Raw genomic sequence first — 13,616 nt, 5'->3', positions numbered from 1 at the left:
ATGTTCAAGTAATTGCTTGGTTAGTCTTTTTGCAAATTATACACATAAGTATTAGGGTAGGTACTGGTACTTACCCGATGTGTAAGTGTGAGCCGAATAGCTCCTGTACAAGTAAGCACAAAACCTGCTCCTTCGACTGTGCCATCAGTAGTGGTCAAATTAATCAAGGCTGGGTCCCAGGCATGTTGCTTTTCAACAGTAACTTCTCCTGTGGCGGCGTTTACACCCACTACCACGTCATAATTATTATCTTCTTTTGCTCCGCCTGCGGCAAAATGTCCAAAAATATCCTTGATAATAAATTTATCTGCTCCTGAACCAGGCTCAATGGTAATCTTTCTGGTGGCATTGTTTAAACCCGCACCAAACGGATCGTCTACTACGCTGTAGGTACCCACTACATTGGCTGCTACAAAAGGACAAGAAACAAAGGTAGTAAAATCATAGGCAGACCTTTGCCCCACATTGCCATTGAGGTTTTGGCTAATGTCTGATATTTGATGTTCTACACCCTCTTTGTCTTTTACCCGATTTATAAAGTCAATTTTATCGCCTGCCTGTAAATCAGTAGCACTGGTTAAGTTGATCGTTTGATCATCGGTAGCTCCTGCCTTTAACGTATCAACTATAGTACCCACGGCTATTGCCACCTCTGAAGCCGTAATCTCAAAATCACCGTTTACATTGGTAATGCTTTTGACAAACTTCAGTTCTGAAAACGCCGTGGTGGATCGAGTAATTTTCGCATAAACCTCCATGGATGCTACATTCCCGCGTGGGTCTCTCAAGGTACCTGTATACCTCGCGTTGGGCAGGTCTTGTACGTCAAACAAAGAAGAGTTTACAGCCTCTAGCAATACCATTGCCCCCGCCCTGGCCTCAGGAAGAGGGCTGACATTTTTTCTACACGAACTCATCAAAGTTGCTAATGCAACAAGGGATAAAAAGCTATATATAATTTTTTTCATGTCTTTTTTGCTATGAACCCACCCTGAGGCATTGAACTTTGGGCATATACCCAAGGTGGGGTCTGTTTGTCAATTTTACTTTAGACCACTCAGGGTTTGCCAAAAAACTTTTTCGCCAAAAACTCTTTGTACAGCGTTGGAGTTAGTATTGATGTACACAGCTGGGTAAAACATCAAGGCACCGTTTTCGCCTGAGCCTTCAATCAAAGTTGGTTGCAAGCGTGAGGGAAAACCAGTACGACGAAACGCATTGTAAATGTCTATTCCGTTGCCATAGGCGGCTTTATAAAATTCTGAAACCACCACATCAAGTGGGTTGGTGTAGCCCAAACTTGCCGGGTTGTCATAGCCAGCCAATAAAGCATTTACATAGTTGTTAATAGCAGTAGTACTTGGTTCATACTTTTGTTTTGGAGAGGTATCAGGGCCATCATCTTCTTTGGTATTTGGGTCATCTATCTCGTTCAACAACACTTTATTATAATCAACATCTCGTGTTCCAAAAGAGATTGTTTTGGCAATAGAAGCTCTCATCCCTTTTTCAAATAATGCCCTTGCATCTTCACCGGTTCCCATTGTAATCGCTGCTTCTGCTCTTAAGAAGTCAACAAAAGACGACAACATAATAGGTGCAATGCCATAACCACCTGCCCCAGAGCCTTGTCGCCCCCTTGTGTCTTGACTGTAATCAAACTTGCCACCTACTGGGTATACTCCATATATGGTTCTTAGCAAACCATCGGGTGGAATACCCGCTGCATCGCCGTGGTCACGCCCCCAATAGCCGACACCAGGTCCAGTAAGTTGACAAAACACGTCGCTGGCAGCAAAATGACTGGGCTTATCTTGAGTTACACAACGTTTTTCATTTACATCGGTAGTGTTGGTGGTTTCCTGCCGATAAAAGTAATAACGAAGGCGAGGATCGTCTAAATTAGCCCCGGCAAAAGCAGCAGTAAACCTGTGCATATATCCAATAGATTGATACACACTGGCTCCGTTGTCGTAATCGCCTCTGTATGATGGGTGGCGACTATCAGGATTTGCCAGGTTGGTACCATAAGTAAAAGCAAAATCATCTGCCTCGCTACTGATCAAGGAAGCATCATTGGCCAGTGCTTGTGCTTTGGCTACCGCTCCCCCAAAAGGGTCGGTGCTTGAAGCACTTACTTGTACGTACATTCTAAATTTTAATGTATTGATGAGCTTTCTCCACTTAGCGACATTATCTGTAGTGTTGCCACCAAAAAACAGGTCGTTGCCAGGCAGTATAGATGTTTTATCAAAATCAGCCAGTGCTTCGTCTAACAATACCTCGCAAGCCTTGTAAATATCAGCTGAAGCATCTCTTTTTGGGTTGGTATTTCCTTCATTGCCCTTGATTGCTTCGGCAAAAGGGACATCTCCAAAAAAGTCTACCAATGTTGTATAAGCATACGCCTTGGCAATTTTAGCAATAGCAACGTGAGTAAATAATTCTTTCTCAGTTGCTGCTGGAATCAACGCTTCGACATCAGCCAACAGACCTGCATAAAAAGAAGTCCACTCTCCGTCAAGGTTTTCGGGCGTGTAGGCGTTGTTATATAATGGTCCAAACATATGAGTCATACGTGTGAGCTCTGACCCCTCGTTGCTCAATTCATTGAATACATTAGCCATGCCCAACTGTACACTGTTGAGTAGTAAGTCTGGTTCTATGGCATTGGGTGCCAATGCATTTGGGTTATTTTTTGGGTTAATGTCTAATGTCTCACAAGAGCACACCAGCAGCATCACCAAAGTATATATAAAAGAGGTTAGTTTTAGATTCATTTTCTATAAATTTTTCTTTCTTAAATAGCATTGATTAAAAAGTGAGTTTTAAGCTTCCTCCAAACCGTTTGGCAGATGGTGAAGCCAGGAACTCAATTCCACGTCCATTGCCTACCCCAGTACCCAAAGAGTTAGGGTCTACATTGGTACCTTTCGGAAAGTTGAAAGCATTGTACCACAAATTGTAACCAGAAAGCGTAAATTGAACCATTCCAAAAGGCGTCTTTTCAATCAAAGCCTTGGGCAGGGTATAAGAAAGAGATACTTCATTCAAGCGTAAATGAGTGGCATCGAACACTTTAAATTCATCTGCCCCCAAACCCAATACATTGAAATACATATCAGTAGCTGCTATTTGTATATTGTTTTGTTTGGCAGCATCTGAGGCTAACACCCCAGGCAATATAAATGTCTGACGGCGGTCAAAGTTGGTACCTTCGGTCATGCCACGGGCTAACAAAGTAGCGGCAGTTAAAGAGAGAATATTGCCTCCCCCCTGGTATTGCCATTCAAAGCTTAGGGTAATCCCATTCCAGGACAAAGTATTTGTCAAAGAACTTGTAAAGTCTGGTTGTGGATTGCCAATTACACCAGCTGTAGGGTCAATTACATAAGTACCATCACTTGCTACAGTATATTGCCCATTTGTTCTTTGCACTTTGGTGCCAAACAATGCCCCAAATGGTTGACCTGGACGGGCCAGGTTACCACGGTTAGTAAAACCAGCAATAATTACCTGGTCTTGTCCAGGAGCAAGCGACACTACCGTGTTTTTCATTGCTGTAAGTACCCCCGAAACATCCCAACGGAAGCCCCCAACAGATAAAACTTTAATACTTGCCTCCAACTCGATTCCTTCTACTTTTATTTCACCTGCATTGGTGGCTTGTACCGTATAACCGCCTGCGGGGTCTAACAGTTGGGTTTGGTTCAATAAGTTAGTGGTTCGCTTTTGAAACAAAGAAACTTCAAGACCCACTTTATTTTTGAACAACTGAGTCTCAACGCCCACTTCAAGCTCGCTTAGTCTTTCGGGCTTAAGGTCAGGGTTGGCCAAGCGATTGGCTACCGAATTGCTTTGTATCAAAGTACCATCGTTTTGCTGAAAAGCTCTGGTAGAAAGTCCAAGGGTATTTCTGGTAGAATAAGCAGTGGGGAAATTGGCAGAAGAACCGTACCCTACACGTAATTTTAAATAGCTCAAAATGGTACTTTCTTGTAACGCACTGATGGCAGAGGTTAAATCAACCGCCAAACTAACCCCTGGATAGAATATACTTTGATTTTTTGTTTCTAAAGTATTTGCCCAGTCGTTTCTGCCTACCAAATTCAAGAATAAATAGTTTTTGTAACTAAAATTAGCCTGCAAATAGGCTCCCAAGCGGTTTTCGTCTCTGGTAAACTGATTAGATGTTTGGGTGTCAAAATTAAAGTGACGGAAAATGCCAAACACCGATTGGTTGACACTGAATACACCCTGACGATCTAACGCATCTCTACGAGCGTTGAACCCCAAAATAGCATCTAACTCAATGTCTTCTGTCAGGCTCTTATTGTAAGAAAGGATCAAGTCGTGGTTAATGATGCGGTTTACTATAGAATAAGTATTATAGAAGCCATTCTGAAAACCCGTGACTACTCCACCTTTGTGCTGTCCACCCGCATTTTGCTCGGTATACTGGTCAATGCCTATGCGATACATGAGGTTTAGGTGGTCATTAAACTTATAGGTAGCATTGATTTGCCCAAAAAAACGATCTACTACTTGAGAAGCAAATGCATTTTCCAAGGTCCAACGAGGGTTTTGAATGTCATTACCGCTACGGTAATATACACTTCCACCTGTAATAGGATTTTGATATGGCAGCCCCATCAGGTCTACACTTATGGGCGTATAAAAAATGTTACCAAAGATCGAAGGACTCACTGGGTTACTTCCCTGGCTAGATGCAGTAGGGGGCGTTTCATACTTTGTAGTAGTGTAATTCAAAGTTGCCCCAACTGTAATATTATTGGCTAGAGTAGTTCTTCCTCCAAAGCTAAAGTTATTGCGAATCAGGTTGTTACCTGGTGTAAAACCTTTGTCATCATAATAACCATAACTTACACTGTAGCTAGTTTTAGGGCCACCGCCTCTGATACTTAAAGATGTAGAAGCTGTGACACCAGTACGGAAAAAGCGGGGTACGCTGTTATAAGCTTTGTACTCATATTGTTTTCCCTGAAATTCAGGAAAAGCCGCCCTTAAGCTCGCATCGCTAAACTTTGAATATGGGTGAGCTACTGTATTAATTTCGCTAAACTCTGGTCCCCAGTTACTAAAGAAAAATCCAAAGTTTTGGTAAAAACCACCTCCATAGTTATCCTGATAGTCGGGCAGTGATGCAATTTGGGTAGCAAAGACAGATTGAGTTAAAGTGATTTCTGCTTTTCTGGCCGCTTTTCTGCTGCTTCCGGTGTTGGTAGTAATCAGAATAACCCCATTACGACCACGATCGCCATACAATACAGTGGCGCTCAATCCTTTGAGTACGTTTACACTCTCAATGTTATTGGGGTCAAGGTCTAAGAAGCGACTCGATTGCGTTTGCCCATCCTGAAAGTTGCCTTGTGTATTGGTTTGGCTATCAAACGGTACCCCATCTACAACAAATAAGGGTTGATTTGAGCCACTAATAGAGGTATAACCACGCATAACAATGTTGGTACCTGCACCAGACATACCACTGGTTTGAGTAACATCCATACCGGCTACTTTGCCCCTTAGTATGCGTCCAATATCACTTTCAGGTTTTTCCTGAATTTTGCTCCCATCAATAGTAGATACCGCATACCCTAAGGCTTTTTTTTTCTTTTCGATGCCTGACGCCGTCACTACCACTTCAGAAAGAGATGTTTCTGACATCTTAATATCAAAGTTGGTTTTACCATTGGTGGCTACTTCCTGGGTTTCCATACCTACATACGAAAACACCAATATCGCGTCTTGAGGGATACTTAAGGTAAAAGAACCGTCAATATTAGTGGCAGTTCCTTGAGTTGTGCCTTTCACAACCACATTTACCCCTGGTAGCCCTTCACCAGTGTTGACGTCAGTTACTTTACCAGAAACAGTTCTGCTTTGAGCCGTCAACTCAAAAACAACCAGTAAAACAAGGGTAAAAGTGAATAGTAATTGTTTTTTCATATAAATGAGGGTTAGTCATAAAAAAATAAATAAGTGTCGTTTCTAAGCTAGGTAATATCTGAGCGATTATCCAAACATAATGTTAAAAAGCTCTTAGCTGCATAAAAAATATTGAACTTTTCAAATATTACATATAATAAAAACCAAGGAGAATCAGTACAAATCATTCAGTCATTACCAAAAAACATTTTATTAGGTACAAATAAAGAAATAAAGGGTCATGGAAAAATTATATTTGGCTAATAAGCAATATAGTTATAAAATACACTTTACTTTACGTAGAATCGGAAGATACAAGGGGGTAGGTATACTCGGGAGAAACACTCAAAGTGAGGATGGTTATTACAGTAAATATAAGCTGTACTATACCAATAGCCAACTTACATTAAGCGCTTGATGCTATTTGTTTTTTTGGTAGATTAATAGTTGGGAAGAGGTAACAATGAATAATAAAGAAGAAGTAATAAAAGGGGTTAATAAACGGCTTTTCTGCACTTTAGGTACATTATCAAGCGTAATGCTCACTGGCTGTTCTTGCTTATTGTAGATATTTATTTTAGTAAGTTTTTTGTTTTTCCACCAATACAAATAACTCCTGGCTAAACTAAAACTTTGTAGGTTTAAATAAGGCAGTCTTTTTTTAAAGCTGCCCAAATTGTCAAATACCCAAATGCCTGTAGTTTTTTCAAAAAGGTACAACAGGTTTTCATGTTCTTGTAAGTGTATCACCTCATTAAGCTTTACCCCTAAGGATAAGTCAAGTGAGGTGTGGGCAATGATTTTATTGATTTTGGGATTGTACTTTTTAATACTCATATCCCCTTCGTCAAAAATCCAGACATTATTGTCACTGGCCAATGCAGCTTGTTTTACATAACCCACGGTAGGAAGTGCAATACTCTGGCGGGTTATTTCATTCAGGAAACGATCCAGGATAACATATTCCTGAAAATCTTGATAAAATAAAAATAGTTGTAGGGTCTGAGAGGTGACCATTGAGGTAATGACCCCTAGTTTTTCGGGTGAATAGATATTTACTTTTTTTGCTGTAGAGTCAAACTGAATTACATTTCCATCAGCATCTGCTACATATATATTTTTTTTACGGTCAAAAGTGGCATGTATGATATTATTGAGTGGTAGTTTTTTGGTTAACTGGTAAGTTTGAGCTTGTATGGGTGCCAACACACCAAACTGACCCAATAAAAAGCACAATAGGTATACTCTTTTTCTCTTGTGAAACACCATATACTATTGTTTTAAGTCAAATCTGATAGGTATACACCAGGTAAATCTTTTTCAAAGGCCTCTAAAACCACATTTGTACCATCAAAACAAGCATAAGTTTGAAAATGCAACCACTCTCCTAAATTGATGTAACGACTATTTTCGTTTACTGGGAGGTCTAAGGGTAAATGACGGTGACCAAAAATATAATAATCGTGGTGTATCGTTTTTTCAAGCTCTTTGGCATATTGCCACAACCATTCATCTTCACCAAAAAACTGGTCGTCTTTTTTCATATTGGTTGCCCGACTTTTTTTTGACCACCTATCAGCCAGCCCTATCCCGAAATTAGGGTGCAGCCTTGCAAACAACCATTGTGCAAATTTATTGGTAAATACTTTTTTTAAACGTTTATAAGTATGATCTCCCGGCCCTAGTCCGTCTCCATGACCTACATAAAACTTCTTTTGATTAATTGTCCATACCTGTGGCTGGTGGTATACATCTACGCCTAGCTCTTGAGTAAAGTAGTCAAACATCCACAAGTCATGATTACCAGTAAAAAATACTACTGGAATACCACTATCAGTAAATTCGGCTAAGGTGCCCTGCAAACGGGCAAACCCCTTAGGAATGGCACGCTTATACTCAAACCAAAAGTCAAATATATCGCCTACTAAAAAAACTGCACTGGCTTCTGCTTGAATTGAACGCAACCATTTTACAATTTTGTACTCACGTATACGGCTTTGCTCATAGGTAGGTGTTCCTAAATGAAAATCGGAAGCAAAAAACACTTTTTTACCCGATTCTATTTGGAAATCAGTGGTCAGAGTTGTCATCAATAAAAAATAATATGATTTCTTTTGGACCGTGGGCACCCAATACCAGGGTTTTTTCAATATCAGCGGTACGGCTGGGGCCAGTAGTGAGGCTAATCATAGAAGGCAAAACGCCTTGACTATACTTATCGCTCATCAAAGCCAATCCCTCTCTAACTCCATAAACTAATTGAGATGCATACGCTACTACTATGTGTACAGGAGGATAAATAGAGAGTCTACGGCCACTTGTTTGACGCGAAGAAATCAACACACTACCGGTTCGGGCAATCAATGCCTCACAAGAAGTAATGCCTATTTCTGCACGCAAAAAATCAGTGTCATCATAAGTAAACTTAATGTCTCCTGCCTCTACTATTTTTTGCAAATCACGTTCCCATACATATATATTTTCCTCATCTCGTTGAGTTAATACATGTTTTAGGGTGTCAACAAACATCTCTGTACTTTCGCAATAATAAAAATCTCCATTATTTTGCTTAAAGTTTTCAGCAAAAATCACTTCTGGATACTCTTCTTGCGACTTTGTATAAACCCCTACCGAAAAATCCGGTTTAGGCATTGGATTTTTGGTAGGGGTTTTTAGTGCTTGTTTTATACGGCTTAAAATATTCTCTCGCGCACTCAAAATATATTATTTATTCTTTATTATCCGATTGTTGATCATCTTCGTCTACTTTTTTCTCCTGCACTACTTCATTGACGATCTTACTCTCACCTTCTTTTTTATCATCATGCTGCCCATTGGTGTGTTTGGTGTAGGTCTCATAAGAAGTTTCGTTCTCAAAAGGTCTTTTACCAATCAGTCTTTCCAAGTCATTTTGAAAAATAATTTCCTTAGACAATAACTCCTGAGCTATAATCTCTAACTTATCCTTTTTATTAGTAAGCAAAGCCTTGGTTCTGTCATAACATTCAGCAATCAAGTTTCTTACTTCCTCGTCAATAGTTTTAGCCGTATCGTCTGAGTAAGGCTTGGTAAAAGAATATTCAGAATTTGATTTAGAATCATAAAAAGAGACATTGCCTATTTTATCATTCATACCATATACTGTCACAATTCCATAAGCCATCTTAGTGATGCGCTCCAGGTCGCTTAAAGCACCCGTTGATACTCTGCCAAACACCAGGTCTTCAGCAGCACGTCCACCTAATGTCATACACATCTCGTCCATCAATTGCTCTTTGGTATGCAGGAATTGTTCACGAGGCAGGTACTGAGCATACCCTAAAGCCGCGATTCCTCGAGGCACAATACTTACTTTTACCAACGGATCGGCGTGCTCTAGAAACCATCCTGCTACTGCGTGTCCAGCTTCGTGATAAGCTACAATTTTTTTCTCACTAGGTGAGATAAGCTTGTTTTTCTTTTCCAAACCACCAATTACCCGGTCAATGGCATCTTGAAAGTCTTGCATAGTTACTGCCTTTTTATCTTTACGGGCAGCAATTAAAGCACTTTCGTTACAAACATTGGCTATCTCTGCACCAGCAAAACCAGGAGTTTGAGCAGCTAGTTTTTTCGAATCCACATCATCAGACAGTTTCAAAGGATTCAAGTGTACTTTGAAAATAGCCTCACGACCAATAATATCAGGTTTATCAATAGACACCTGACGATCAAATCGTCCGGGGCGCATCAGAGCAGAATCTAAAACATCGGGACGGTTGGTAGCCGCCAATATAATCACCCCTGAATCGGTAGAAAAACCATCCATTTCAACCAATAACGAGTTCAAGGTATTTTCTCTTTCATCGTTTGACCCTGGCATTTGTCCACGCCCACGTGAACGTCCAATAGCGTCAATCTCATCTATAAAGACAATACAAGGTGCTTTTTCTTTAGCTTGTTTAAACAAATCACGCACTCGTGCAGCTCCTACTCCTACAAACATTTCTACAAAGTCGGAACCTGACAAACTAAAAAATGGCACACCAGCCTCGCCTGCCACTGCTTTTGCTAACAGGGTTTTACCAGTACCAGGAGGGCCTACTAACAAAGCGCCTTTGGGTATTTTACCACCCAAGCTGGTATATTTGGTGGGGTGCTTCAAGAAATCTACAATTTCTTTTACCTCTTCTTTGGCTTCTTCCAACCCAGCAACATCGCTAAAGGTAATCTTTACCCGATTTTCGGCGTCAAATAAGGCAGCTCTAGACTTACCAATGTTAAAAATTTGTCCACCTGGACCACCACCGCCAGTCATACGACGCATTAAAAACCACAAACCAAACAGCATTAAAAACAGGAACCCCCAATTGAGGATAAAACCAGTGAAGTCTGAGTCTTGCTTTGACTCATAACCTATGCGTTCGCTTTCAGCAATTTGCTGACTTGCTATCATTTCATCCTGCACCTCTCTGAAACGTTTTTCGAAAGATTCGCCAGATAAAATGTGAAACTTGAAGTGTGGTCCACGACCTGACCCTAAGGGTGAGCGTTGTTCTTTTAAAAGCTTATCATATTTTTTAAGAGAATCGGCTTTAAGCGTTACCTCTACAATTTCTTTATTAACAACAACAACTTTGGCTACATCACCTTGTCTTAATATTTTATCAAATTTCAGATTAGTAATTTCTATAGCCGAACTACTTTTACTGAAATAGGCAATTCCTGCAATAAGAATAATCAACACCGTAATCAACCAAAACTGATAGCCTGACCTTTGGGGTGTCTTATTGTTATTGGGAGTTAGCTTTTTCTTTTTTTGATTATTGTTTTTGCTCATTGTTTTTTACATCCTCATTATTGGATATTAATTAACTTAATAATTATATATATTGTTTGGGTCATTATCAGGGTCAATCTTCGTAACAATTGCATCCCCCCACAAATCTTCCAATGCATAAAAGTCTCGTCTGTCTTTACGAAATACATGCGCCACAACGTTCACGTAGTCCATCAAAATCCATTCCTTGTTATCCTTGCCTTCTTTGTGCCAGGGGTTCTCCTGAATATGCTTATACACTACTTCTTCAATTGATTCACTTATTGCATCTACCTGATTTACAGTGTTCCCAGAACAAATGACAAAGTAGTCAGCTATTGATTGATTGATTTTCTTTAGATCTAGCACCACCACGTCCAACGCCTTCTTTTCCAACATCCCTTCTACTACAATTTTGCTTAATTCCTTAGAACTAAGCTCTACTTTAGTTATTTTCATCCTTTATAGTTAATTTTGCCATAAAATTACAAAAAATATTTGCATAACCTTACACTCAATACATTATTCGTAGGTAAACCTGTCATACACCTGCCAACCTGTCACTCAACTAACACTTATGCTCGCAATTTGGCAGCAAAAGAGAGAGTTGTTGAGGGGACAGTCATCCTTACTTCGGAGCAAACTGCGGGGAGGGGACAAATGGGGAATCGTTGGGAATCGGAGCCTTATCAAAACATGACATTGTCTATTGTATTATGTCCGACTTTTCTAAAAATAAGTGAACAATTTCACTTGAATATAGCCATTTCACTAGGCATATACAATTTTTTAAATCAATATCTAGATGACGAATTAAAAATCAAATGGCCTAATGATATCTTGTATAAACATTATAAGTTAGGGGGAATTCTGATTGAAAACGTCATTAAAGGACAGTACATAGAACATGCAATTATAGGTATAGGACTCAACATTAACCAAGGGGGGTTTCAAACCCCAAAGGCTTCCTCGTTAAAACTTCTAACTGGACAACATTATTCATTAGAAGAATTGATACCCAAATTGTTGAAATCTATAGAAGAAACGTACCTGAGACTGAGGCAATACCAGGTGAATGACTTGAAAAATGAGTATTTAGGTTGTTTATTTAGATGCAACAAGAAATATACTTTTAAAAGCGACGTTTTATTTGAAGGAAAAATTGTAGGAATTGATGAATATGGTCGTTTACTGGTAGAGGGTGAAACACAAGAAGTAAAAGCTTATAATTTTAAAGAAATAGCTTTTATTTACTAAGTTTAGGAACGTGATCGCAATAACTGTCCGGTTTAGAACATATCCTCTTTCCTGACTTTCGTTACTTTTATTGTCCGTGGTACCGTCCCACGGTCTGGCTCAACATCCCCCGGATGTTGCCTTGCCCGCAAAAAGTGCCTCAGTCAGCCTTGAGTTTATGACCTCAATCTCGACACTTATTTTGAACATTGTTCCTTAGCTATATTTTCTAGTAGGAGCTTAAGTTTTTCTCTGGAGTTAAATAGTACAAGTTGTTGAACTGACTAAGTATACCTTTGCTCTTAACCAAAGTGACAGGTAAAAGTACTGCTTGGTGTCAGCACCTGAAAATCACTTTTTTAGCCCATTTTATAAAACATTAAACAAACGCTCATACCTCAGGAATTACCCAAATTCAAGCAATCAAAAATATTACTATATTAAAAATAAAAAGTGCTTATGTTAAAAAGGTGTACATTTTTGATTTTTATGTTGCTAATACTGTGTAAAGCACAGGCACAAGATGCCCAGTTTTCTCAGTATTATGCTGCACCGCTGTATATCAACCCTGCATTTGCCGGGTCAGATCACACACCTCGTTTGGTGCTTAACTACCGCCGTCAATGGCAAGGTTTAGATGCCTCTTTTACTACTTACTCTGGGTCTTTTGACCATTATTTTGAAAACTTCAATAGTAGTATAGGGCTTATATACACCTATGACGAGATAAGTAATGGAGGTACAGCTACACAAGATGTGGGTTTACAATATGCTTATGAAATGGACTTGGGACAATGGTGGTTGTTTGGGATAGAAATGCCAAAAATGCTGCGAATGGGTTTGCAAGGATCTTATGTGCTAAGAAGTAGTGTGTCTAACCTTACTTTTGGCGATCAGTTTGATAATAACGGAATAATATCAACCACCAGTAATGATCCTACTACGGCTGTAGGTGGCGTTAATTATGCCAATGTAGCAGCTGGTGCATTGTTGTACGATGAGTACATGTGGTTAGGCTTTTCTGCCCATAACCTTACCCGTCCTAACCAAAGCTTTTTGGCAAATGCCGAAGGAGAATCCAGGCTGCCTATCAGGTATACATTACAAGCTGGAGTAAAAATACCTATTGGAGAATCGGATAACTGGCGCGATAAGTACCGTTCTGGCTATAGAGAAATGAGTATCAGCCCTACCATATTATACAAACATCAGGGAGGCTTTGATCAATTAGATGCTGGTGTTTACTGGACCTACTCACCTTTTACATTAGGTTTGTTTTATCGTGGTTTACCTATCAAAAAGGTGGATCAGTTGGTGTCTAACAACGAATCACTAATTGCCATGGCAGGGCTTAGGCTTAGAAACTTTTCGTTGGGCTACAGCTATGATTTTACTATTTCTAAGCTTACTAACGCTGCTACTACTGGGGTGCACGAAATTTCTTTGCGTATTAACTTTATATCATCCGAAAAGTGGGGGGTTAAAAGAAAACTCAGTGGAGGCTTACCTTGTCCTAGTTTATAGTTAAAACTACACAACTCAACAAGCAAGTATCACCTTTTGTTAGATTACTTGATTTTTTCCATTTTACATCACATTACCAAGCATTATAAAGACAAAAACCACTTGAGGCTCA

At 39.7% G+C, this 13,616-nt stretch carries 10 protein-coding genes; 2 read left to right on the top strand and 8 right to left on the bottom strand.

Annotated features, from left to right (window positions below):
• Positions 1–20 precede the first annotated feature (20 nt).
• From M23134_RS04675 to rsfS, 8 genes are all read right to left on the bottom strand, one after another.
• Complete coding sequence (locus M23134_RS04675) at positions 21–968, bottom strand: hypothetical protein (protein WP_045113002.1); 948 nt, start codon at positions 966–968, stop codon at positions 21–23.
• Between the two features lie 75 nt (positions 969–1,043).
• On the bottom strand, positions 1,044–2,780 hold the full coding sequence (locus tag M23134_RS04670) for a SusD/RagB family nutrient-binding outer membrane lipoprotein (protein ID WP_002694253.1): 1,737 nt from the start codon (positions 2,778–2,780) through the stop codon (positions 1,044–1,046).
• Between the two features lie 34 nt (positions 2,781–2,814).
• Complete coding sequence (locus tag M23134_RS04665; protein WP_002694252.1) at positions 2,815–5,967, bottom strand: SusC/RagA family TonB-linked outer membrane protein; 3,153 nt, start codon at positions 5,965–5,967, stop codon at positions 2,815–2,817.
• A gap of 399 nt (positions 5,968–6,366) precedes the next feature.
• Positions 6,367–7,215, bottom strand: a complete 849-nt coding sequence (locus M23134_RS04660) for a hypothetical protein (RefSeq protein WP_002694250.1) — start codon at positions 7,213–7,215, stop codon at positions 6,367–6,369.
• An 11-nt stretch (positions 7,216–7,226) separates the two neighbouring features.
• Positions 7,227–8,036 carry a UDP-2,3-diacylglucosamine diphosphatase gene (locus tag M23134_RS04655; RefSeq protein WP_045113001.1) on the bottom strand — a complete coding sequence of 270 codons (810 nt, stop codon included), beginning with the start codon at positions 8,034–8,036 and terminating at the stop codon, positions 7,227–7,229.
• On the bottom strand, positions 8,017–8,598 hold the full coding sequence (locus M23134_RS04650; protein ID WP_002694248.1) for a LutC/YkgG family protein: 582 nt from the start codon (positions 8,596–8,598) through the stop codon (positions 8,017–8,019). Before M23134_RS04650 ends, M23134_RS04655 begins: the two co-directional genes overlap by 20 nt.
• A 76-nt stretch (positions 8,599–8,674) precedes the next feature.
• On the bottom strand, positions 8,675–10,765 hold the full coding sequence (gene ftsH / locus M23134_RS04645; RefSeq protein ID WP_002694247.1) for an ATP-dependent zinc metalloprotease FtsH: 2,091 nt from the start codon (positions 10,763–10,765) through the stop codon (positions 8,675–8,677).
• Positions 10,766–10,801: 36 nt separating this feature from the next.
• Positions 10,802–11,203, bottom strand: coding sequence for a ribosome silencing factor (gene rsfS, locus M23134_RS04640; protein ID WP_002694246.1), 402 nt, complete (start codon positions 11,201–11,203; stop codon positions 10,802–10,804).
• Between the two features lie 39 nt (positions 11,204–11,242).
• Here rsfS and M23134_RS04635 point away from each other — a divergent pair, with 39 nt between their 5' ends.
• Together M23134_RS04635 and M23134_RS04630 are read left to right on the top strand one after the other, a co-directional pair.
• Entirely contained in the window at positions 11,243–12,001 is a 759-nt protein-coding gene (locus M23134_RS04635; RefSeq protein ID WP_002694245.1) for a biotin--[acetyl-CoA-carboxylase] ligase, read from the top strand.
• 438 nt (positions 12,002–12,439) lie between these two features.
• A complete protein-coding gene (locus M23134_RS04630; RefSeq protein ID WP_045112999.1) occupies positions 12,440–13,504 on the top strand; it encodes a PorP/SprF family type IX secretion system membrane protein in 1,065 nt (354 codons plus the stop codon).
• The last annotated feature ends 112 nt before the right edge of the window (positions 13,505–13,616 follow it).

It is taken from the genome of Microscilla marina ATCC 23134 (assembly GCF_000169175.1).
Classification (GTDB): domain Bacteria; phylum Bacteroidota; class Bacteroidia; order Cytophagales; family Microscillaceae; genus Microscilla; species Microscilla marina.
Note: the sequence above shows the minus strand (reverse complement) of the source record. Positions and strands in the feature narration are given on the sequence as shown.